The sequence below is a fragment of the Streptomyces sp. NPDC002125 genome (genome assembly GCF_053593715.1).
In genome coordinates this window covers 167,862-188,831 of sequence record NZ_JBSFDD010000008.1, presented here as the reverse complement: position 1 = coordinate 188,831, position 20,970 = coordinate 167,862, and the positions used below count along the sequence as shown (strand labels likewise).

The 20,970-nt window shown below is 67.1% G+C and carries 32 protein-coding genes; 28 read left to right on the top strand and 4 right to left on the bottom strand.

Translation table 11 applies throughout. The features are described from left to right. Positions 1-43: 43 nt before the first annotated feature. Complete coding sequence (gene tuf, locus ACWCQM_RS16730) at positions 44-1,237, top strand: elongation factor Tu (RefSeq protein WP_450916007.1); 1,194 nt, start codon at positions 44-46, stop codon at positions 1,235-1,237. Between the two features lie 389 nt (positions 1,238-1,626). Then, positions 1,627-2,808 carry a hypothetical protein gene (locus ACWCQM_RS16725; protein WP_450916006.1) on the top strand — a complete coding sequence of 394 codons (1,182 nt, stop codon included), beginning with the start codon at positions 1,627-1,629 and terminating at the stop codon, positions 2,806-2,808. A 21-nt stretch (positions 2,809-2,829) separates the two neighbouring features. Here the strand turns inward: ACWCQM_RS16725 and ACWCQM_RS16720 are convergent, their stop codons facing one another. The 3 genes from ACWCQM_RS16720 to ACWCQM_RS16710 form a co-directional block, all read right to left on the bottom strand. Then, a complete protein-coding gene (locus ACWCQM_RS16720) occupies positions 2,830-3,714 on the bottom strand; it encodes a hypothetical protein (protein WP_450916005.1) in 885 nt (294 codons plus the stop codon). Positions 3,715-3,748: 34 nt separating this feature from the next. Beyond that, positions 3,749-4,750 (bottom strand): helix-turn-helix domain-containing protein, encoded by a 1,002-nt coding sequence (locus ACWCQM_RS16715; RefSeq protein WP_450916004.1) that lies wholly within the window; start codon positions 4,748-4,750, stop codon positions 3,749-3,751. 265 nt (positions 4,751-5,015) lie between these two features. Further along, the gene (locus ACWCQM_RS16710) at positions 5,016-5,441 is read right to left on the bottom strand and encodes an ATP-binding protein (RefSeq protein ID WP_450916003.1); all 426 of its coding nucleotides are present in this window, start codon (positions 5,439-5,441) and stop codon (positions 5,016-5,018) included. A 157-nt stretch (positions 5,442-5,598) separates the two neighbouring features. Between ACWCQM_RS16710 and ACWCQM_RS16705 the strand changes: the two genes are divergently transcribed. Both ACWCQM_RS16705 and ACWCQM_RS16700 read left to right on the top strand, forming a co-directional pair. Beyond that, positions 5,599-6,474 carry a helix-turn-helix domain-containing protein gene (locus ACWCQM_RS16705; RefSeq protein WP_450916002.1) on the top strand — a complete coding sequence of 292 codons (876 nt, stop codon included), beginning with the start codon at positions 5,599-5,601 and terminating at the stop codon, positions 6,472-6,474. Next, positions 6,471-6,677 (top strand): DUF397 domain-containing protein, encoded by a 207-nt coding sequence (locus ACWCQM_RS16700; protein ID WP_450916001.1) that lies wholly within the window; start codon positions 6,471-6,473, stop codon positions 6,675-6,677. The genes ACWCQM_RS16705 and ACWCQM_RS16700 overlap by 4 nt, the downstream gene beginning before the upstream one ends. 15 nt (positions 6,678-6,692) lie before the next feature. Here ACWCQM_RS16700 and ACWCQM_RS16695 read toward each other — a convergent pair whose 3' ends face one another. Continuing rightward, positions 6,693-7,157: an N-acetyltransferase family protein gene (locus tag ACWCQM_RS16695; protein WP_450916000.1), complete on the bottom strand. Its 465-nt coding sequence runs from the start codon at positions 7,155-7,157 to the stop codon at positions 6,693-6,695. Between the two features lie 568 nt (positions 7,158-7,725). Here ACWCQM_RS16695 and rpsJ point away from each other — a divergent pair. The 24 genes from rpsJ to map all read left to right on the top strand — a co-directional run bounded on the left by rpsJ (position 7,726) and on the right by map (position 20,560). Then, complete coding sequence (gene rpsJ / locus ACWCQM_RS16690; RefSeq protein WP_003948644.1) at positions 7,726-8,034, top strand: 30S ribosomal protein S10; 309 nt, start codon at positions 7,726-7,728, stop codon at positions 8,032-8,034. Positions 8,035-8,048: 14 nt separating this feature from the next. Beyond that, positions 8,049-8,693, top strand: coding sequence for a 50S ribosomal protein L3 (gene rplC, locus ACWCQM_RS16685; RefSeq protein WP_014154591.1), 645 nt, complete (start codon positions 8,049-8,051; stop codon positions 8,691-8,693). A 4-nt stretch (positions 8,694-8,697) separates the two neighbouring features. Continuing rightward, positions 8,698-9,348 carry a 50S ribosomal protein L4 gene (gene rplD / locus ACWCQM_RS16680; protein ID WP_014154590.1) on the top strand — a complete coding sequence of 217 codons (651 nt, stop codon included), beginning with the start codon at positions 8,698-8,700 and terminating at the stop codon, positions 9,346-9,348. Next, on the top strand, positions 9,348-9,671 hold the full coding sequence (rplW, locus tag ACWCQM_RS16675; protein ID WP_014154589.1) for a 50S ribosomal protein L23: 324 nt from the start codon (positions 9,348-9,350) through the stop codon (positions 9,669-9,671). Before rplD ends, rplW begins: the two co-directional genes overlap by 1 nt. A 39-nt stretch (positions 9,672-9,710) precedes the next feature. Next, entirely contained in the window at positions 9,711-10,547 is an 837-nt protein-coding gene (gene rplB, locus ACWCQM_RS16670; RefSeq protein ID WP_003966957.1) for a 50S ribosomal protein L2, read from the top strand. A gap of 12 nt (positions 10,548-10,559) precedes the next feature. Further along, complete coding sequence (rpsS, locus tag ACWCQM_RS16665) at positions 10,560-10,841, top strand: 30S ribosomal protein S19 (RefSeq protein ID WP_003966956.1); 282 nt, start codon at positions 10,560-10,562, stop codon at positions 10,839-10,841. 43 nt (positions 10,842-10,884) lie between these two features. Beyond that, a complete protein-coding gene (gene rplV / locus ACWCQM_RS16660) occupies positions 10,885-11,232 on the top strand; it encodes a 50S ribosomal protein L22 (protein WP_004571827.1) in 348 nt (115 codons plus the stop codon). Beyond that, entirely contained in the window at positions 11,232-12,068 is an 837-nt protein-coding gene (gene rpsC, locus ACWCQM_RS16655) for a 30S ribosomal protein S3 (protein WP_014047784.1), read from the top strand. The genes rplV and rpsC overlap by 1 nt, the downstream gene beginning before the upstream one ends. Before the next feature lie 5 nt (positions 12,069-12,073). Continuing rightward, positions 12,074-12,493 carry a 50S ribosomal protein L16 gene (gene rplP / locus ACWCQM_RS16650; RefSeq protein ID WP_014154587.1) on the top strand — a complete coding sequence of 140 codons (420 nt, stop codon included), beginning with the start codon at positions 12,074-12,076 and terminating at the stop codon, positions 12,491-12,493. Further along, the gene (gene rpmC / locus ACWCQM_RS16645; RefSeq protein ID WP_014047786.1) at positions 12,493-12,717 is read left to right on the top strand and encodes a 50S ribosomal protein L29; all 225 of its coding nucleotides are present in this window, start codon (positions 12,493-12,495) and stop codon (positions 12,715-12,717) included. Before rplP ends, rpmC begins: the two co-directional genes overlap by 1 nt. After that, entirely contained in the window at positions 12,717-13,001 is a 285-nt protein-coding gene (rpsQ, locus tag ACWCQM_RS16640) for a 30S ribosomal protein S17 (protein ID WP_031096375.1), read from the top strand. The genes rpmC and rpsQ overlap by 1 nt, the downstream gene beginning before the upstream one ends. Before the next feature lie 100 nt (positions 13,002-13,101). Beyond that, positions 13,102-13,470 (top strand): 50S ribosomal protein L14, encoded by a 369-nt coding sequence (gene rplN / locus ACWCQM_RS16635; RefSeq protein ID WP_003966950.1) that lies wholly within the window; start codon positions 13,102-13,104, stop codon positions 13,468-13,470. A gap of 2 nt (positions 13,471-13,472) precedes the next feature. Continuing rightward, complete coding sequence (rplX, locus tag ACWCQM_RS16630) at positions 13,473-13,796, top strand: 50S ribosomal protein L24 (protein ID WP_014047788.1); 324 nt, start codon at positions 13,473-13,475, stop codon at positions 13,794-13,796. Then, positions 13,796-14,353, top strand: a complete 558-nt coding sequence (gene rplE, locus ACWCQM_RS16625; protein WP_073718383.1) for a 50S ribosomal protein L5 — start codon at positions 13,796-13,798, stop codon at positions 14,351-14,353. The genes rplX and rplE overlap by 1 nt, the downstream gene beginning before the upstream one ends. Positions 14,354-14,355: 2 nt before the next feature. Next, positions 14,356-14,541 (top strand): type Z 30S ribosomal protein S14, encoded by a 186-nt coding sequence (locus ACWCQM_RS16620; protein ID WP_003948630.1) that lies wholly within the window; start codon positions 14,356-14,358, stop codon positions 14,539-14,541. 223 nt (positions 14,542-14,764) lie between these two features. Further along, positions 14,765-15,163 carry a 30S ribosomal protein S8 gene (rpsH, locus tag ACWCQM_RS16615; RefSeq protein ID WP_014154584.1) on the top strand — a complete coding sequence of 133 codons (399 nt, stop codon included), beginning with the start codon at positions 14,765-14,767 and terminating at the stop codon, positions 15,161-15,163. Positions 15,164-15,184: 21 nt separating this feature from the next. Beyond that, complete coding sequence (rplF, locus tag ACWCQM_RS16610; protein ID WP_014154583.1) at positions 15,185-15,724, top strand: 50S ribosomal protein L6; 540 nt, start codon at positions 15,185-15,187, stop codon at positions 15,722-15,724. A gap of 2 nt (positions 15,725-15,726) precedes the next feature. Then, the gene (gene rplR, locus ACWCQM_RS16605) at positions 15,727-16,110 is read left to right on the top strand and encodes a 50S ribosomal protein L18 (RefSeq protein ID WP_014047792.1); all 384 of its coding nucleotides are present in this window, start codon (positions 15,727-15,729) and stop codon (positions 16,108-16,110) included. Between the two features lie 47 nt (positions 16,111-16,157). After that, positions 16,158-16,760, top strand: a complete 603-nt coding sequence (gene rpsE, locus ACWCQM_RS16600; protein WP_014047793.1) for a 30S ribosomal protein S5 — start codon at positions 16,158-16,160, stop codon at positions 16,758-16,760. Continuing rightward, complete coding sequence (gene rpmD, locus ACWCQM_RS16595; RefSeq protein WP_053682614.1) at positions 16,760-16,942, top strand: 50S ribosomal protein L30; 183 nt, start codon at positions 16,760-16,762, stop codon at positions 16,940-16,942. Before rpsE ends, rpmD begins: the two co-directional genes overlap by 1 nt. A 1-nt stretch (position 16,943) precedes the next feature. After that, positions 16,944-17,399, top strand: coding sequence for a 50S ribosomal protein L15 (rplO, locus tag ACWCQM_RS16590; protein WP_014047794.1), 456 nt, complete (start codon positions 16,944-16,946; stop codon positions 17,397-17,399). Between the two features lie 221 nt (positions 17,400-17,620). After that, positions 17,621-18,940 carry a preprotein translocase subunit SecY gene (secY, locus tag ACWCQM_RS16585; RefSeq protein ID WP_073744257.1) on the top strand — a complete coding sequence of 440 codons (1,320 nt, stop codon included), beginning with the start codon at positions 17,621-17,623 and terminating at the stop codon, positions 18,938-18,940. Then, on the top strand, positions 18,940-19,599 hold the full coding sequence (locus ACWCQM_RS16580) for an adenylate kinase (protein WP_267074127.1): 660 nt from the start codon (positions 18,940-18,942) through the stop codon (positions 19,597-19,599). Before secY ends, ACWCQM_RS16580 begins: the two co-directional genes overlap by 1 nt. Positions 19,600-19,723: 124 nt before the next feature. Next, positions 19,724-20,560, top strand: a complete 837-nt coding sequence (gene map / locus ACWCQM_RS16575) for a type I methionyl aminopeptidase (RefSeq protein ID WP_450915999.1) — start codon at positions 19,724-19,726, stop codon at positions 20,558-20,560. The last annotated feature ends 410 nt before the right edge of the window (positions 20,561-20,970 follow it).

Below are 20,970 nucleotides of genomic sequence, written 5' to 3'. Positions count from 1 at the left end.
CGCCGATGAAGCAAGGCGTACAGAACCACTCAGGAGGACCCCAGTGGCGAAGGCAAAGTTCGAGCGGACTAAGCCGCACGTCAACATCGGCACCATCGGTCACATTGACCACGGTAAGACGACCCTCACGGCCGCCATTACCAAGGTGCTGCACGACGCGTACCCGGACCTGAACGAGGCCTCGGCCTTCGACCAGATCGACAAGGCTCCTGAGGAGCGCCAGCGCGGTATCACGATCTCGATCGCGCACGTCGAGTACCAGACGGAGTCGCGTCACTACGCGCACGTCGACTGCCCGGGTCACGCGGACTACATCAAGAACATGATCACGGGTGCGGCGCAGATGGACGGCGCCATCCTCGTGGTCGCGGCCACCGACGGCCCGATGCCGCAGACCAAGGAGCACGTGCTCCTGGCCCGCCAGGTAGGCGTGCCGTACATCGTCGTCGCCCTGAACAAGGCCGACATGGTGGACGACGAGGAGATCCTGGAGCTCGTCGAGCTCGAGGTCCGTGAGCTCCTCTCCGAGTACGAGTTCCCGGGCGACGACGTTCCCGTCGTCAAGGTCTCGGCGCTCAAGGCGCTCGAGGGCGACAAGGAGTGGGGCCAGTCGGTCCTCAACCTCATGGCCGCCGTCGACGAGGCCATCCCGCAGCCCGAGCGTGACGTCGAGAAGCCGTTCCTCATGCCCATCGAGGACGTCTTCACGATCACCGGTCGCGGTACGGTCGTCACCGGCCGTATCGAGCGTGGTGTCCTGAAGGTCAACGAGACCGTCGACATCGTCGGTATCAAGACCGAGAAGACCACCACCACGGTCACCGGCATCGAGATGTTCCGCAAGCTGCTCGACGAGGGCCAGGCCGGTGAGAACGTCGGTCTGCTGCTTCGTGGCATCAAGCGCGAGGACGTCGAGCGCGGCCAGGTCATCATCAAGCCGGGTTCGGTCACGCCGCACACCGACTTCCAGGCCCAGGCCTACATCCTGTCGAAGGACGAGGGTGGCCGTCACACCCCCTTCTTCAACAACTACCGCCCGCAGTTCTACTTCCGTACCACGGACGTGACGGGCGTTGTGACCCTTCCCGAGGGCACCGAGATGGTCATGCCGGGTGACAACACCCTCATGGACGTCGCGCTGATCCAGCCGGTCGCCATGGAAGAGGGCCTGAAGTTCGCCATCCGTGAGGGTGGCCGGACCGTGGGCGCCGGCCAGGTCACCAAGATCATCAAGTAATTACTTGATCGTCTGACCTGGTTGCTCCTCACTGAGCACCAGAAGGGCCCCGTACCTCTCGTGAGAGAGGTGCGGGGCCCTTCGCCGTACGCGGTACGGGGCTGGTCATGTGCCGTCGTGCCGGGGTGGGCGGCGCAGGGGCCGGCGAGGCCGGATCAGGGCAGCAGGCAGGCGTAGGGGCAGTAGCCCGCCGCCCGCTTGAGAGCCGCCTGGGTCCCGGGCTCCGGCGAGGTGTCGATCGTTCCCGTGTAACCGTGCTGTCGTGCGGGTGGATCGCGGAGGTGGAAACCGTCACGTGATCGTCACCGTTGGCTTCGCACTCTTGTCCGTAGGAGTGCGGCGGCGTGAACTGGTGGCGGCAGAGTCGTGTGGGGGAGTGGAACAGAACAGTGAGCAGCAGAACTCCGGCAGGAGAGCCGTCCGAGCGCCCGGACGAGGGGGGAGCCGTCTCCGACGAGCAGTGGGAGGAATTCCTCCGGCAGGCCGGGAGCGGCGGGGGTGACGTTCCGAAGGAGCCCTCGGCCCGTGCCCGCATGGTCACCGCGCGACTGCGCGCGCTCGACGAGGAGGCTGCCGCGAACGGGCGGCGCCCGGGCCGGAGGAACAAGCCGGCCGAAGCGTGGCAGCCCGACGGGTGGCGCACTGGCCCCTCCGGGCAGCCGAGCAGCCGGACCAGGAAGCGCAAGCGTCTCGCCGGGGCCCTGGGGTTCGTTCTGGTCGCGGCAGCCCTCGTGGTCACCATGCGGCCGAGCCTGCTGACCGACCACCTGCCCGGAGGGGGCGACTCCGTGGACGCGTCCCCGCTGCCGGCCGAGACCGCACCGCCGACCGCCGCGCCCGCCGAGGGGGCCGATCTGGAGAGGCCGACGCCTGAGCAGCCCTTCCTGGGCTCGCCCGCGCTCCACTGGGCGGACGGGGCGGCGGGGATCGAGATCCCGGAGGCCGAGGCGGTGGGAGGGATGAGCAAGGGCGAGGTCGAGCAGGCCCTGCGGGCCACCCGTCAGTTGCTGGTCTCCGCGAACCTCGACCCGGCCACCCTGCGCGGCGAGCGGCCCGAGGAGGCGCTGGACCTGATCGACCCCCTGCAGAAGGGGGAGCGGGACCGGCTCCAACGCTCACTCGCGGAGCCAGGCGAGGAACTGGATCCGCTGATGCTGTTCAGCCGGTTCGATCCGGACGAGACCGAGCTGGTGGGGGACGTCGTCAAGACGCGCGGGTGGATGTCCTTCGAAGCGGGCCCCACCGGCTCGGTGGAGGTGCACGCCGACTACACCTTCGTCTACCCGCTGGTGAGGAACGGAGGGAACGAAGTGGCGCGCACGATCGTGCGGCGGAAACTCACGACGGCGCTGCACGACCCGGAGCGGTTCGTGGCCACGCCGGGCAAGCTTTCCGTCGTCAGCTCGCAGCAGAACGTCGGCAACACCGACTGCGAGCTGAACGATGGCTTCCTGCACCCGTCCTTCCCGAGCGACAGGAAGGACCCCCACCGCGCCGGACCCGACGTGGACCCCTACGACCGCAGCGAGTGGCAGCCCGACGGGTCCTGCGGCACGGTCACGCGTACGTGAGGGCGGCTGCTCACCGTCGTGTCACCCGTGGGTGAAGATCTCCTCGACGGTGGTCGCGGTGACGGCGCGGCTGAACCACTGGTCCAGGAGTTCGGTGTCGTCGCAGGCGGTGATCTTTTCGCGGGCCTCGTGGGGTACGCCGACGCCGCGCAGTTCGAGCATGCGCAACAAGCTCTTGGCCTGGCCCTTCGCCTCGCCTCGGGCCTCGCCTTCGGCTCGGATCTCTTCGGAGAGCGGTGAAGTGTAGAAAGAGAGGTCCACGGCCACCAGGTTCCTCCACTGTTGTGCGGCCGGGCGGTTGCCCAGGCCCTGTGCGGTGAGTTCGACGATGGGGTTGGCGATTGTCTCCGGTGTGTCCCGCAGCGCGGTGGACAGCGATTTCAGTATGGCACCGACGTCCGGATTGTCGGCGTGTGTGATGGCGGAGAGGGCAGCGAGTGGGAGGTCCTTGCGGGCCTGGGCCACATCCGTGATGAACGGGATGTTGTGCGGCCCCGCGACCAGCGGGTGCAGGGTGAGCACGGGCCACTGGGGCGCGCCGAGCCGCACGGGCCGGGCCGCCCATTCCGCGGTGGCGCGGTCCTGGCAGACGACCAGGAGGGTGGTCGGCAGCCCGTACTTCGCCAGCAGGTACGAGAAGTAGTAAGCCCAGCTCGCGTGCTTGTCGGGATCTTTTCTGCCTTGAGCCTCGACGGCGAGCAGAAAGGGGCCTTGGTGTTCCGTATCGATGCGCAGCAGGGTGTCGACCCGGCGTTCGAGTGGCTGGTTCTCCGTGAGGTCGTTGGAGAGGACCTCGGTCCTGGTGGACTCGGGGAAGGCGAGGCCGAGCACCTCGGAGACCCGGGAGAAGAGCCGTGGGTACTCCTGGAAGATGCGGTGCATTGCCTCGTGGGGCGCGTTGGCCATACGGATCCGTTCGAGAGCGGGGTTCGTTCGCAGCTCAGGCGGCGAAGTGGATGCCGGTCCGGCAGTCCCGGCAGTGGCCGGGGTGGCGGGACCGAAAGGCGCGGTCGCAGAGGTCGCAGTTCTGGAGCGGGATGACGATCCCGCCGGGACGCTGCAGGGGCGCGAGGTCCTGGGCGCCGGGCAGTGGTGGCGGCAGCAGAGCAGTGATCCGGTGTCGGAGCAGCTTGGCCGGGTGCTTCAGCGGGACCGGCAGGTCGGTCGTCAGCGCCTGGCGGACGGTGTCCGGGTGGGCGTCACGCTCCAGCCAGGTGACGACACCCGGGGCCAGCGTCTCGATGTCCCGTTCGGACAGGGTCAGCTGCGGTGCCAGGCGGCGCAGGTCCGCGAGGAGCGCCGAGGCCGACCGGTGGAGTTCGGGGTCCGTGTCCTGCGGCTGGGGCAGTGGTGGAGGTGGTGCCGTACGCGCGGTGGGAGCCGGCAGGGCGACGGGCAGCGGAGCGGGAGCAGGTGACGTCTCCGGCGCGGGCTGGTGCGCCACCGGTGCGGACCGGTGCACCACCGGTGCGGGAGGCGGAGGCAGGGGAGCGGACGCCGGCGGCGCGGCCGGTGGCACCGGTGTGTCCTGCCGGCCTGTCCTGGGGCGGGGGACGGAGACCGTGGGTGCTTCGGTGCCGGGTCGGTCGTACGAGACGGTACGGGTGACGATGCGGCCGTTGCGCAGCCGTACGCGGCTGCGGCGCAGGTACCCGGTCGCCTCCAGCTCGCGCAGGGCGACCGCGATCCGGGCCTCGCTCTCGGGGAAGCGCGCGGCGAGGTGCTTGATGCTGATCCGTGCCCCGTCCGGCAGCGACTGGATGTGCACGGCGAGGCCGATCGCCAGCAGCGACAGCGTGCGGTGCCGGGTGAGGTGGTTGCCGACGACGGTGAAGGCCGTGGTGTGCCGGACATGGACGTGGATGACGCCGTACGACGGCGTGGAGCCCCCGGACTCGGGGGACGGGGCGCACGGGGGCGCGCTAACCTGCTGGGTATCCATCGGGAAGGTCCGCTTCCTCGGTGGTCAGGCCCTCGATCGGGATTCGCAGTCCCGGCCGGGGGCCGTCGCATGTCTGTGATTGTCGCGGCGAGCATATGCCAGCCAACCCGTCCCAAATCCAGCCCAGTTGCCATATGTCACCCGTGTGAGTGACCGGACCTGGTGGGGTCGGGTTGGGGTGGGGAGGGTTCTTTCCCACGTACTCAAAAGCCTTTGATGCCGTGAGCCACCGGGTCGCGGCCCACCGCGTCCCGGTGCGGGCGGGTCACCACACGAGGTCGAGTTCCGCCCAGACGGTCTTACGCGGGAAGGGGCCCGGGGCCACTCCCCAGCGGTCGGCGAGTGACTCGACGATCAGCAGGCCGCGTCCGGTCTCCCCGTGCTGGTCAGGGGTGACCAGACGTGGCAGCCGGTCACCCAGGGCGTCGCTGACCTCGATCCGCAGAGGCCCGTCGCGGTGGACCGCGAGACCCAGCCGGAAGTCCCGTCCCGGCACGTGCCCGTGCAGTACGGCGTTCGTGGCCAGCTCGGCGACGATCTGGGCGGCCGGCCCCGGCGGGAGCCCCCAGGTGCTCAGGTGGGCGACAGTCAGCAGGCGGGCGAGCCGCGCCCCCCGCCTGGTGGGGGAGAGCAGCACGGTGAACTCCCGCACGGGAGCGGAAGATCCGATTCGGGTGATTTCTCGACTCATGTCACTCAGAGTGGCCAACGCGTCGCTACTCTCGAAAGGAGCGACGCCCGTGCGGAGAGTCCTTGTCCGGCTCAGGCACGGGGTCGTCCGGCCTGTACGCCGTGACGCACCGGTGGCGGGTCCTGTTGCAGACGACGCAAGAGAGGGGGCGGGGCGGATGGGTACGGAGAGTGGCGGAGCGGGGCGTGCGGCGGAGAATGCGGACGGCGGCCGCTGGGAGACCGACGCGGAGGACGACTCCGGTGCGGTGATGAAGGCTGTCGGCCGGCAGGTCAAGCTCTGGAGGGAATCCGCGGGCTTGCGGCAGGCGGAGCTGGGAGCCGCCATCGGGTACAGCGAGGAGATGGTGTCCTGCGTCGAGCGCGGTCGGCGTGCCCCGAAGCCAGAGTTCCTGGACGGTGCGGACCGGGTCCTCGAAGCGGGCGGGAAGATCGCCGCCATGAAGGGGGACGTGGCAGAGGCCCGTTACCCGAAGAAGGTCCGGGACCTGGCCCGGGTCGAGCGGGAGGCGGTCGAGCTCGGCGCCTACGGCAACCACAACATCCACGGGCTGCTCCAGACCGAGGAGTACGCCCGAGCACTGTTCGAGATGCGTCGGCCGGCTCTCTCCCCGGACGACCTCGACCGCTTCGTCTCCGCCCGGCTGGCCCGGCAGGAGATCTTCACGCGGACCCCCCTGGTGACGCTCACCTTCGTCCAGGAGGAAGTCACCCTGCTGCGACCGCTCGGCGGCAGGGCTGTGCTCCGACGGCAGCTCGAACGCCTGCTGGAAATGGCGCAGTTGCGACACGTCGAGTTCCAGGTGATGCCGACGGACCGGGACGACCACGCGGGGATGGGCGGACAGCTCCAGCTGTTGAACCTGGCGGACGGTTCCACGATCGGGTATTCGGAGGCTCAGCTCACCACCCGGCTCGTCTCCGAGCCGAAGGAGGTCCATCTCCTCGAACTCCGGTATGGAATCATCCGGGCGCAGGCTCTCAGCCCACGGGAGTCGCTGGCCTTCGTCGAGAAAGTACTGGGTGAGACATGAGCCTCCAGTCGTCCTCCGGAAACAACTCCGAGTCCGCATGGTTCAAGAGCAGCTACAGCGGCAGTGACAACAACGACTGCGTCGAGGTCGCCGTATCCCCACAGACCGTCCGTGTGCGCGACTCCAAGAACGTGCCGGGCCCTGAGATCGGAGTGGACGCGTGCGCCTGGGCCCGCTTCCTGGAGTACGCGGCTCAGGGCTGATCTCCGCGGGCGGGATCAGGACCCTGCGCGGGGCAGGCGGACCATGAAGACGTCCACCGGGTCCTCACGCTCCACGACGAAGCCGTGGCGCTCGTACAGACGGCGGGCCGCGCTGCCCTGGAGGACGTCCAGGCGTACGGGCTCCCCCATGGCGTCCGTACGGGCCAGGAGGTCGGCGAGCACGGCCGTGCCCGTGCCGCGGCCGTGCAGCGCGGGGGAGAGGTAGAAGTGCTCCAGCCACCAGCCGTCCTCGACGGGGCGCAGCGCGACACCGCCCGCGAAGGCGCCGTCGTACTCCACGATCGAGGTGTGCTCGGGCGCGTACGCGTCACGCAGCCGCTGCCGGACGCGGTGCTCGTCGTAGCGGCCCAGGCGCTCCAGGTCGGGGCGCATGACGACAGCCCGGAGCTCGGTCATGGCGTCGAGGTCCTCGGGCGTGGCGGGACGCAGGCTCCAGGCCTGGACGGTGCGTGTCGGCATGGCCGGATTCAACCAGCAGGGCTTCCGGTGCCCGGCCGCAGGGTTCCCGGTGCCCGGCCGCAGGGGCCCCGGGGTGCACGGGCCTCTGCCAAACTGGGATGAACCGCCTCATCGTGTGACGCGGGGAACGGTCGTGCGATGGCCGGGCGGGGGTGACACGCTGGTCCTGAAGGGCGCCCGCGTTTGACCGCTCCCTCGCAGGGGGTAAGATCCCCGGCCCGATTGGCCAGGCCCGCGGCCCGTATGGCACACTAGCCAGGTTGCTCGGTTGAGTGTCAATGCTGCGCGCCTCCCGCCGGGAGGACCGGAAGCGAGTCCCACAGTACTCGTCGGCCCTGTAGGGCCGGACGTACGGGAATCTTTCGGGAAGCGTATGTGTGGCACCGGCCAGGCGCCCGGTGGGGTTTCACCCCCGGCAGCGCGGCTCAGGCCCGCACCCCCTTGGTTGGGATCTCCTTCGGGAGATTTTCGTAGAGGGGATGCGACACGCCCGACCGCGTGGGTCGGAGGTGGGGATACCAGAACCCCGGGTTCCAGAGCGTTATGAGAGACAGGACTACTAGTAGCCATGGCGGGACAGAAGATCCGCATCCGGCTCAAGGCCTACGACCACGAGGTCATCGACTCCTCGGCGAAGAAGATCGTCGAGACGGTGACCCGCACTGGTGCGTCGGTCGCGGGCCCGGTGCCGCTGCCCACTGAGAAGAACGTGTACTGCGTCATCAAGTCGCCGCACAAGTACAAGGACTCTCGCGAGCACTTCGAGATGCGCACGCACAAGCGCCTCATCGACATCCTCGACCCCACGCCGAAGACGGTTGACTCGCTGATGCGCCTCGACCTGCCGGCGGGCGTCGACATCGAGATCAAGCTCTGAGGGGACGGGCCGAGATGAGCAAGAACATCAAGGGCGTCCTGGGCGAGAAGCTCGGCATGACCCAGGTCTGGGACGAGAACAACCGGGTCGTCCCGGTGACCGTCGTCAAGGCCGGTCCGTGCGTCGTCACGCAGGTGCGTACGAACGACAGCGACGGCTACGAGTCGGTCCAGATCGCCTTCGGCGAGATCGACCCGCGCAAGGTGAACAAGCCCCTCAAGGGCCACTTCGCCAAGGCCGACGTCACCCCGCGCCGCCACCTGGTGGAGCTCCGCACCCCTGACGCCAGCGAGTACACGCTGGGCCAGGAGGTCACTGCCGAGGTGTTCGAGTCCGGCGTCAAGGTTGACGTCACGGGCAAGAGCAAGGGCAAGGGCTTCGCCGGTGTCATGAAGCGTCACAACTTCAAGGGCCTCGGCGCCGGCCACGGCGTCCAGCGCAAGCACCGTTCCCCCGGTTCGATCGGTGGCTGCGCCACCCCTGGGCGTGTCTTCAAGGGCATGCGCATGGCCGGTCGGATGGGTAACGAGCGCGTCACCACCCAGAACCTGACCATCCACGCGGTTGACGCGGAGAAGGGTCTGCTGCTCATCAAGGGCGCGGTCCCCGGTCCGAACGGCGGCCTCGTCCTGGTCCGTACCGCGGCCAAGGGGGCTTGAGGTAATGAGCACCATTGACATCCTTTCGCCGGCAGGCGACAAGGCCGGTACCGTCGAGCTCCCCGCGGAGATCTTCGACGCGAAGACCAGCGTTCCGCTGATCCACCAGGTCGTCGTCGCACAGCTGGCAGCTGCCCGTCAGGGCACGCACAAGACCAAGACCCGCGGCGAGGTCCGTGGTGGTGGGCGCAAGCCGTACCGCCAGAAGGGCACCGGCCGCGCGCGCCAGGGTTCGACCCGCGCGCCGCAGTTCGCCGGCGGTGGCGTCGTCCACGGCCCGCAGCCGCGTGACTACTCGCAGCGCACCCCGAAGAAGATGAAGGCCGCCGCCCTGCGCGGTGCCCTCTCGGACCGGGCGCGCCACTCCCGCATCCACGTCGTCACCGGCGTGGTCGAGGGTGGGATCTCCACCAAGGCCGCCAAGACGCTGTTCGGCAAGATCTCGGAGCGCAGCAACCTGCTCCTGGTTGTCGAGCGTGCCGACGAGGCCGCGTGGCTGTCCGCGCGCAACCTGCCCCAGGTGCACATCCTGGAGCCGGGCCAGCTGAACACGTACGACGTGATCGTCTCTGACGACGTGGTCTTCACCCAGGCCGCTTTCGAGTCCTTCGTGTCTGGCCCCCAGACCGCTGAGACCGAAGGGAGCGCCGCCTGATGAGTGAGGCGACCGTTACCAGCAAGACCTACTCGGACCCGCGTGACGTTCTCGTCAAGCCGGTTGTTTCCGAGAAGAGCTACGCGCTGCTCGACGAGAACAAGTACACGTTCATCGTCGCGCCCGGCTCCAACAAGACCCAGATCAAGCAGGCCGTGGAAGCGGTCTTCTCGGTCAAGGTCACCGGGGTCAACACGATCAACCGGCAGGGTAAGCGCAAGCGCACCAAGACCGGTTTCGGCAAGCGCGCCGACACGAAGCGCGCCATCGTGACCCTCGCCGAGGGCGACCGTATCGACATCTTCGGCGGCCCGACCTCCTGACGGAGGTCGAGTCGTCCGGAATCGGACGAGGACTGAGAAATGGGTATCCGCAAGTACAAGCCGACGACCCCGGGCCGTCGTGGCTCCAGCGTCGCCGACTTTGTCGAGATCACGCGGTCCACGCCGGAGAAGTCGCTGGTCCGCCCCCTGCACAGCAAGGGCGGCCGTAACAACGCCGGTCGTGTGACCGTTCGCCACCAGGGCGGTGGCCACAAGCGCGCCTACCGAGTGATCGACTTCCGTCGTCACGACAAGGACGGCGTGCCGGCCAAGGTCGCGCACATCGAGTACGACCCCAACCGCACCGCGCGCATCGCGCTGCTGCACTACGCGGACGGCGAGAAGCGTTACATCGTCGCCCCCCGTGGTCTGTCGCAGGGTGACCGCGTCGAGAACGGGCCGACCGCAGACATCAAGCCGGGCAACAACCTGGCGCTGCGCAACATCCCGGTCGGTACGACCATCCACGCCATCGAGCTGCGGCCCGGCGGCGGCGCGAAGTTCGCCCGTTCCGCGGGTGCCTCCGTGCAGCTGCTGGCGAAGGAGGGCACCATGGCCCACCTTCGTATGCCGTCCGGTGAGATCCGGCTGGTCGACGCCCGCTGCCGCGCCACGATCGGCGAGGTCGGCAACGCCGAGCAGTCGAACATCAACTGGGGCAAGGCCGGCCGTATGCGCTGGAAGGGCGTCCGCCCGACCGTCCGCGGTGTCGCGATGAACCCGGTTGACCACCCGCACGGTGGTGGTGAAGGCAAGACCTCCGGTGGACGTCACCCGGTCTCGCCGTGGGGTCAGAAGGAGGGTCGTACTCGTTCGCCGAAGAAGGCTTCGAACAAGTACATCGTCCGCCGCCGCAAGACGAACAAGAAGCGCTAGGAGCGGGTTTAGATGCCGCGCAGTCTCAAGAAGGGGCCCTTCGTCGACGGCCACCTCATCAAGAAGGTGGACGTACAGAACGAGGCAGGCACCAAGAACGTCATCAAGACCTGGTCCCGTCGCTCGATGATCGTCCCGGCCATGCTGGGTCACACCATCGCGGTGCACAACGGCAAGATCCACGTCCCGGTGTTCGTCACCGAGTCGATGGTCGGCCACAAGCTCGGCGAGTTCTCGCCGACTCGCACCTTCCGCGGCCACGTCAAGGACGACCGGAAGTCGAAGCGCCGCTAACCGCGGGGTGGAAACGACTATGACTTACACCGAAGGGACAACCATGGAAGCCAGGGCCCAGGCGCGGTACATCCGCGTCACGCCCATGAAGGCCCGCCGCGTGGTGGACCTCATCCGTGGCATGGATGCCACGGAGGCTCAGGCGGTCCTGCGTTTCGCCCCGCAGGCCGCGAGCGTGCCGGTTGGCAAGGTGCTGGACAGCGCCATCGCCAACGCTGCACACAACTACGACCACACCGACGCCTCTTCGCTGGTCATCAGCGAGGCGTACGTGGACGAGGGCCCGACCCTGAAGCGGTTCCGTCCGCGTGCTCAGGGCCGTGCCTACCGGATCCGTAAGCGGACCAGCCACATCACCGTGGTCGTCAGCAGCAAGGAAGGAACCCGGTAATGGGCCAGAAGGTAAACCCGCACGGGTTCCGGCTCGGCATTACCACGGACTTCAAGTCCCGTTGGTACGCCGACAAGCTGTACAAGGACTACGTCAAGGAAGACGTCGCCATTCGTCGCATGATGACGAAGGGCATGGAGCGGGCCGGCATCTCCAAGGTGGAGATCGAGCGCACCCGCGACCGCGTCCGCGTTGACATCCACACCGCCCGCCCGGGCATCGTCATCGGCCGCCGCGGCGCCGAGGCCGACCGCATCCGTGGCGAGCTGGAGAAGCTGACCGGCAAGCAGGTCCAGCTGAACATCCTCGAGGTCAAGAACCCCGAGGTGGACGCTCAGCTGGTGGCCCAGGCCGTCGCCGAGCAGCTCTCCTCCCGCGTCTCCTTCCGTCGTGCCATGCGCAAGAGCATGCAGAGCACGATGAAGGCCGGCGCCAAGGGCATCAAGATCCAGTGCGGTGGCCGCCTCGGCGGCGCCGAGATGTCCCGCTCGGAGTTCTACCGCGAGGGCCGTGTGCCCCTGCACACGCTCCGCGCGAACGTGGACTACGGCTTCTTCGAGGCCAAGACGACCTTCGGCCGCATCGGCGTGAAGGTCTGGATCTACAAGGGCGACGTCAAGAACATCGCCGAGGTTCGCGCCGAGAACGCCGCGGCCCGCGCCGGCAACCGTCCGGCTCGTGGCGGCGCCGACCGCCCGGCCGGCCGCGGTGGCCGTGGTGGCGAGCGTGGCGGTCGCGGCCGCAAGCCGCAGCAGTCCGCGCCGGCAGCGGAGGCCCCCAAGGCCGACGCTCCCGCCGCCGCTGCTCCGGCTGAGAGCACCGGAACGGAGGCCTGACCGAAATGCTGATCCCCCGTAGGGTCAAGCACCGCAAGCAGCACCACCCGAAGCGCAGCGGTATGTCCAAGGGTGGCACGCAGGTTGCGTTCGGCGAGTACGGCATCCAGGCGCTGTCCCCGGCGTACGTGACGAACCGCCAGATCGAGGCAGCTCGTATCGCGATGACCCGCCACATCAAGCGTGGCGGCAAGGTCTGGATCAACATCTACCCGGACCGCCCCCTGACGAAGAAGCCCGCCGAGACCCGCATGGGTTCCGGTAAGGGTTCTCCCGAGTGGTGGATCGCGAACGTCAAGCCCGGTCGGGTGATGTTCGAGCTGTCCTACCCGAACGAGAAGATTGCTCGTGAGGCGCTCACCCGCGCTGCTCACAAGCTTCCGATGAAGTGCCGGATCGTTCGGCGCGAGGCAGGTGAGTCGTGATGTCGGCCGGTACCAAGGCGTCCGAGCTGCGCGAGCTGGGCAACGAGGAGCTCCTCAACAAGCTCCGCGAGGCCAAGGAAGAGCTGTTCAACCTCCGCTTCCAGGCGGCGACGGGCCAGCTCGAGAACCACGGTCGGCTCAAGTCCGTCCGTAAGGACATCGCCCGGATCTACACCCTGATGCGCGAGCGCGAGCTGGGCATCGAGACGGTGGAGAGCGTCTGATGAGCGAGAAGACTGTGACTGAGACGAACACCGACCGCGGTTTCCGTAAGACCCGTGAGGGTCTGGTCGTCAGCGACAAGATGGACAAGACCGTCGTCGTCGCTGTCGAGGACCGCGTCAAGCACGCGCTGTACGGCAAGGTCATCCGCCGTACGAACAAGCTCAAGGCCCACGACGAGCAGAACGCTGCCGGCGTCGGCGACCGCGTCATCATCATGGAGACGCGTCCGCTGTCCGCCACGAAGCGCTGGCGCATCGTCGAGATCCTCGAGAAGGCCAAGTAATCCCTGAGGGGGTCTCCCCTCAGGACAGTTCCGCCAGGCTCGGCAGGGGCTCCAGCGACGGAGCCCCTGCCGGGAACCGGCAGACGATCAGGAGATAGACGTGATCCAGCAGGAGTCGCGACTGCGCGTCGCCGACAACACGGGTGCGAAGGAAATTCTCACCATCCGTGTTCTCGGTGGCTCGGGTCGCCGCTACGCGGGCATCGGTGACGTCATCGTCGCCACCGTCAAGGACGCAATCCCCGGTGGCAACGTGAAGAAGGGTGACGTCGTCAAGGCTGTCATCGTTCGCACCGTCAAGGAGCGTCGTCGTCAGGATGGCTCGTACATCCGCTTCGACGAGAACGCCGCTGTCATTCTCAAGAACGACGGCGACCCCCGCGGCACCCGTATCTTCGGCCCCGTGGGCCGAGAGCTGCGCGAGAAGAAGTTCATGAAGATCATCTCGCTCGCGCCGGAGGTGCTGTAAGTATGAAGATCAAGAAGGGCGACCTGGTTCAGGTCATCACCGGTAAGGACAAGGGCAAGCAGGGCAAGGTCATCGTTGCCTTCCCCGCTCAGGACCGCGTCCTCGTCGAGGGTGTCAACCGGGTCAAGAAGCACACCAAGGCCGGTCAGACGGCTCGCGGTTCGCAGACGGGTGGCATTGTCACCACCGAGGCCCCGATTCACGTCAGCAACGTTCAGCTGGTCGTGGAGAAGGACGGCAACAAGGTCGTCACCCGCGTCGGCTACCGCTTTGACGACGAGGGCAAGAAGATCCGCGTTGCCAAGCGGACCGGTGAGGACATCTGATGACGACCACCACTGCGCCGCGTCTCAAGACGCGCTACCGCGAGGAAATCGCCGGCAAGCTGCGTGAGGAGTTCTCGTACGAGAACGTCATGCAGGTCCCCGGTCTGGTCAAGATCGTGGTCAACATGGGTGTGGGCGACGCCGCCCGCGACTCCAAGCTGATCGACGGTGCGGTCAAGGACCTCACCACGATCACCGGCCAGAAGCCCGCCGTCACGAAGGCCCGCAAGTCGATCGCGCAGTTCAAGCTGCGCGAGGGGCAGCCGATCGGCTGCCACGTCACCCTTCGTGGTGACCGCATGTGGGAGTTCCTGGACCGTACGCTGTCGCTCGCGCTTCCGCGTATCCGTGACTTCCGCGGTCTGTCGCCGAAGCAGTTCGACGGCCGTGGCAACTACACCTTCGGTCTCACGGAGCAGGTCATGTTCCACGAGATCGACCAGGACAAGATCGACCGGGTCCGGGGCATGGACATCACCGTGGTCACCACGGCGACCAACGACGACGAGGGTCGTGCCCTGCTTCGTCACCTCGGCTTCCCGTTCAAGGAGAACTGACCGTGGCGAAGAAGGCTCTGATCGCTAAGGCCGCCCGCAAGCCGAAGTTCGGCGTCCGGGGTTACACCCGGTGCCAGCGCTGCGGCCGGCCCCACTCCGTCTACCGCAAGTTCGGCCTGTGCCGCGTGTGCCTCCGTGAGATGGCTCACCGTGGCGAGCTGCCGGGCGTGACCAAGAGCTCCTGGTAATTCTCCTTCGCCCTTTGGGCGTTGGGAGGACCAGAAAGCTCTCGGTAAGTATCCGGTCGGCAGGAGCCCCGCTCTTCATGCCGTAGGCTTGAAGGGTTGGGCGCCTGCCGCCCTGACCGACTTACTACGCCGTAGGTCCCCGCACCGCACCCGTCCCGCCACTGAGTGGGGAGAGGGATGGCGCATACAGGAAACCCCGGCGAGAGAGGCCGAAGGCCAACTCATGACCATGACTGATCCCATCGCAGACATGCTCACGCGTCTGCGTAACGCGAACTCGGCGTATCACGACGATGTCGCCATGCCGCACAGCAAGATCAAGTCGCACATCGCGGAGATCCTCCAGCAGGAGGGCTTCATCACCGGCTGGAAGGTCGAGGACGCCGAGGTCGGCAAGAGCCTCGTTCTCGAGCTGAAGTTCGGGCCCAACCGCGAGCGTTCGATCGCCGGCATCAAGCGCATTTCGAAGCCGGGTCTGCGTGTATACGCAAAGTCCACCAATCTGCCGAAGGTTCTCGGCGGCCTGGGCGTGGCGATCATCTCCACGTCCCACGGTCTCCTGACCGGCCAGCAGGCCAGCAAGAAGGGCGTAGGTGGGGAAGTCCTCGCCTACGTCTGGTAGTCGGGAACGGAGGAATAGCTCATGTCGCGAATCGGCAAGCTCCCCATCCAGGTTCCCGCCGGTGTGGACGTCACCATCGATGGCCGCACGGTCGCGGTGAAGGGGCCCAAGGGCTCCCTCTCGCACACCGTCGCCGCGCCGATCGAGGTCACCAAGGGTGAGGACGGCGTGCTCAACGTCGTCCGCCCGAACGACGAGCGTCAGAACAAGGCCCTTCACGGCCTGTCCCGCACGCTGGTGGCGAACATGATCACCGGCGTGACCCAGGGATACAGCAAGGCGCTCGAGATCAGCGGTGTCGGTTACCGCGTCCAGGCGAAGGGCTCCAACCTGGAGTTCGCCCTGGGCTACAGCCACCCGATCCTCATCGAGGCTCCGGAAGGCATCACCTTCAAGGTCGAGTCGCCCACGAAGCTCAGCGTCGAGGGCATCGACAAGCAGAAGGTCGGCGAGGTAGCCGCCAACATCCGCAAGCTGCGGAAGCCCGACCCGTACAAGGCCAAGGGCGTCAAGTACGCGGGCGAGGTCATCCGCCGCAAGGTCGGAAAGGCTGGTAAGTAGCCATGGCATACGGTGTGAAGATCGCCAAGGGCGACGCGTACAAGCGCGCTGCTCTCAAGCGGCGCCACATCCGCGTCCGCAAGCACATCTCCGGTTCGCCGGAGCGTCCCCGCTTGGTCGTGACGCGTTCCAACCGCCACATCGTCGCCCAGGTCATCGACGACATCGCGGGCCACACGCTCGCGTCGGCGTCGACCCTGGACACGTCGATCCGTGGTGGCGAGGGTGACAAGAGCGCCCAGGCCAAGCAGGTCGGCGCCCTGGTCGCCGAGCGTGCCAAGGCCGCAGGCGTCGAGGCCGTCGTGTTTGACCGCGGTGGTAACCAGTACGCCGGGCGGATTGCCGCTCTGGCTGACGCCGCCCGTGAAGCCGGGCTGAAGTTCTAAGCCCCGGTTCCTACGCACAGCGGACGTAACAGAGAGAGGTAATTCCAATGGCTGGACCCCAGCGCCGCGGAAGCGGTGCCGGTGGCGGCGAGCGGCGGGACCGGAAGGGCCGTGACGGTGGCGCAGCCGCCGAGAAGACCGCGTACGTCGAGCGCGTCGTCGCGATCAACCGCGTCGCCAAGGTAGTGAAGGGTGGTCGTCGCTTCAGCTTCACCGCGCTGGTCGTGGTGGGCGATGGTGACGGCACCGTCGGTGTCGGATACGGCAAGGCCAAGGAAGTTCCCGCGGCCATCGCCAAGGGCGTTGAAGAGGCCAAGAAGAGCTTCTTCAAGGTTCCGCGTATCCAGGGCACCATCCCTCACCCGATCCAGGGCGAGAAGGCTGCGGGCGTCGTCCTGCTGAAGCCTGCTTCCCCCGGTACCGGTGTGATCGCGGGTGGCCCGGTGCGCGCCGTTCTGGAGTGCGCCGGCGTTCACGACATCCTGTCGAAGTCGCTCGGTTCTTCGAACCCGATCAACATCGTGCACGCGACCGTGGCGGCCCTCCAGGGCCTGCAGCGTCCCGAGGAGATCGCGGCTCGCCGTGGTCTGCCCCTCGAGGACGTCGCCCCCGCGGCTCTGCTTCGTGCGCGTGCGGGAGCGGGTGCGTAATGGCTCGCCTCAAGATCACGCAGACGAAGTCGTACATCGGCAGCAAGCAGAACCACCGCGACACCCTGCGTTCGCTCGGGCTCAAGCGCCTGAACGACGTGGTTGTCAAGGAGGACCGCCCCGAGTTCCGCGGAATGGTGCAGACCGTCCGCCACCTCGTGACGGTTGAGGAGGTTGACTGACATGGCGGAGAACAGCCCGCTGAAGGCCCACAACCTCCGGCCTGCCCCGGGCGCCAAGACCGCCAAGACCCGTGTGGGTCGTGGTGAGGCGTCCAAGGGTAAGACCGCAGGCCGTGGTACCAAGGGTACGAAGGCTCGTTACCAGGTTCCGGAGCGCTTCGAGGGTGGCCAGATGCCCCTCCACATGCGTCTCCCGAAGCTCAAGGGCTTCAAGAACCCGTTCCGCACGGAGTACCAGGTCGTGAACCTGGACAAGCTCGCGACGCTCTACCCCGAGGGTGGAGAGGTCACGGTGGCCGACCTGGTCGCCAAGGGCGCTGTGCGCAACAACCACCTCGTCAAGGTCCTCGGACAGGGCGAGATCTCCGTGGCGCTGCAGGTTTCGGTTGACGCCGTCTCCGGCTCCGCCAAGGAGAAGATCGCCGCCGCCGGCGGCACCGTCACCGAACTCGTCTGAGACAACTCGGACAGGGCTGTGGCCTGAACATCCGACCGGGGATGCCTCTCATTTGGGGCATCCCCGGTTGGTCGTTCCTAGGGGGGCATGTCCGCCGGTAAGGTGGCGTGCGTTGCTGTGGTAAGTCCTGGGCAAACGCCCGGGGCCCTTTGGCTGTTACGTAACCGTCGATCCTCAAGACCGTCACCTCACGCTTTTGCGCGGGGGTCGCAGGAGGCACCGTGCTCACCGCGTTCGCCCGGGCGTTCAAGACGCCCGACCTGCGCAAGAAGCTGCTCTTCACGCTCGGCATCATCGTGCTCTACCGTCTCGGGGCGCACATTCCCGTACCGGGGGTGAGCTACGAGAACGTCCAGACCTGTGTTGATCAGGCCAGCAAGGGCAACAACAGCCTCTTCGGTCTGGTCAACATGTTCAGCGGTGGTGCACTGCTGCAGATCACGATCTTCGCGCTCGGCATCATGCCGTACATCACGGCCAGCATCATTCTCCAGCTGCTGACCGTCGTCATTCCCCGGCTCGAAGCCCTCAAGAAGGAGGGGCAGTCGGGCACGGCGAAGATCACGCAGTACACGCGTTATCTGACCGTGGCGCTGGCCATCCTCCAGGGCACCGGACTCGTGGCGACCGCCCGCAGCGGCGCGCTGTTCAGCGGCTGCCCGGTCGCCGACCAGATCGTCCCGAACCAGTCGATCTTCACGACCATCGTCATGGTCATCACCATGACCGCCGGCACCGCGGCCGTCATGTGGCTCGGTGAGCTCATCACCGACCGCGGCATCGGCAACGGCATGTCGATCCTCATGTTCATCTCGATCGCCGCCAGCTTCCCCGGCGCCCTGTGGGCCATCAAGCAGAGCGGCAAGCTGGCCGACGGCTGGATCGAGTTCATCACCGTCATCCTCATCGGGTTCGTGATGGTGGGCCTCGTCGTCTTCGTCGAGCAGGCCCAGCGCCGTGTCCCGGTGCAGTACGCGAAGCGCATGATCGGCCGCCGGTCCTACGGCGGTACGTCCACTTACATCCCGTTGAAGGTGAACCAGGCGGGTGTGATTCCCGTCATCTTCGCTTCTTCGCTGCTCTACATTCCTGCTCTAATCGTTCAGTTCTCCAACTCCACAGCGGGCTGGGCGACCTGGATTCAGGACCACTTCGTCAAGGGCGACCACCCGTACTACATCGCGACGTACTTCCTTCTGATCGTGTTCTTCGCATTCTTCTATGTGGCGATCTCGTTCAACCCCGAGGAAGTCGCCGACAACATGAAGAAGTATGGTGGCTTCATCCCGGGTATCCGGGCAGGTCGACCTACTGCCGAGTATCTGAGCTACGTGCTCAACAGGATCACTTGGCCGGGCTCGCTGTACCTGGGTCTGATCGCTCTGGTGCCGACGATGGCGTTGGCAGGCTTCGGCGGTGCTAACCAGAACTTCCCGTTCGGCGGGACGAGCATCCTGATCATCGTGGGTGTGGGTCTGGAGACCGTGAAGCAGATCGAGAGTCAGCTCCAGCAGCGCAATTACGAAGGGTTCCTCCGCTGATGCGAATCGTCCTCGTCGGGCCGCCCGGTGCCGGCAAGGGAACGCAGGCCGCGTTCCTTGCCAAGAATCTTTCGATTCCGCACATCTCCACGGGCGACCTTTTCCGCGCCAACATCAGCCAGGGCACCGACCTTGGCAAGCAGGCCCGTGCCTTCATGGACGCGGGTCAGCTGGTGCCGGACGAAGTCACCATCGCCATGGCCAAGGACCGCATGTCCCAGCCCGACGCCGAGAACGGCTTCCTGCTGGACGGCTTCCCGCGCAACGTGGGTCAGGCCGTCGCTCTGGACGAGATGCTTCACACCGAGAGCGTGAAGCTCGACGCGGTCCTCGACCTGGAGGTCCCCGAGGACGAGGTGGTCAAGCGCATCGCGGGCCGCCGCATCTGCCGCAACAACAGCGCTCACGTCTTCCACGTGACGTACAACCCGCCGAAGACCGACGGCGTCTGCGACGCCTGCGGTGGCGAGCTGTACCAGCGCGACGACGACACCGAGGAGACGGTGCGTACGCGGCTGGAGGTCTACCACACGCAGACCGAGCCGATCATCGACTACTACCGGTCCCAGGGCCTGGTCGTGACGATCTCCGCGCTCGGCAAGGTCACCGATGTGACCGAGCGGGCCATGGACGCCCTCAAGAAGTCCGACGAGGGCTGAGTCCCACCCCGTAACACCACAGCTGCCGGCCGCGGCGCCCTCGGGCGCCGCGGCCGACTGCTTGCGGCCGTATCGTGGAGTACGGCCTCGACCTTCCCCTCCGTACCCAGAAAGGCGCCGAGCGATGGTGCAGATCAAGACCCCCGAGCAGATCGCGAAGATGCGCGAGGCGGGCCTCGTGGTCGCTGCCATTCACGCCGCCACGCGCGAGGCGGCCGTCCCCGGGGCGACCACGAAGGACCTGGACGAGGTCGCGCGCAAGGTGATCGCCGACCACGGCGCGACGTCGAACTTCCTGGGTTACGGCGGTTTCCCCGCGACGATCTGCACCTCGGTCAACGACGTCGTCGTCCACGGCATCCCGGACGACAAGACCGTCCTCAAGGACGGCGACATCATCTCGATCGACGCCGGCGCGATCGTGGACGGCTGGCACGGCGACGCGGCGTACACCGCCTTCGTGGGCACCGGTCACGCTCCGGAGGTGATCGAGCTCTCCCGGGTGACCGAGGAGTCCATGTGGGCCGGAATCGCCGCGATGAAGGTGAACAACCGGCTCGTCGACATCTCCAAGGCGATCGAGTCCTACATCCGCCGCCAGCCCCGCCCGGCGACCGGCAAGTACGGGATCATCGAGGACTACGGCGGCCACGGCATCGGCACCGAGATGCACATGGACCCGCACCTGCTGAACTACGTCTCCCGCAAGCGGGGCAAGGGCATCAAGCTGGTCCCGGGTGTCTGCCTGGCCATCGAGCCGATGGTCTCGCTGGGCACGCCGCAGACGAAGGTCCTCGCTGACGAGTGGACGGTCCTCACGACCGACGGCACCTGGTCCTCGCACTGGGAGCACTCGATCGCCCTCACCGAGCAGGGCCCCCTGGTCCTGACCGCTCCCGACTGCGGCCGGGAGAGGCTCGCGCAGTACGGCGTCGAGGCGGCGCCGGACCCGCTGGGGTGAGGTTCACCCGGCGGACGGAGTCCGGCGCAGCGGGCCGAAGCCTGTGAGGCGCCCAGGCGCCGAGCTCGCGAGGGCTGCGTGAGGGAGGGGTCGGCATCGAGGCGGCGCCGGACCCGCTGGGCTGAGGATCACCCGGCGGACGGAGTCCGGTGCAGCGGGCCGAAGCCCGCGAGGCGCCCAGGCGCCGAGCTCGCGAGGGCTGCGTGAGGGAGGGGTCGGCGTCGAGGCGGCGCCGGACCCTCTGGGGTGAGCTCCCGCCCGGGAGGCGTGCGGCAGGACTGTCCGGCTGATCCGTGTCTAAGGATCAGGAGAAGTGGGCAAACTTGACGGATTCGTCTTTTGGAGTCCGCTGACGTAGACTGACTCGTCGGCTCTCGTGCATCCGTGTGTCTGCATGCGGTGATGTGAGT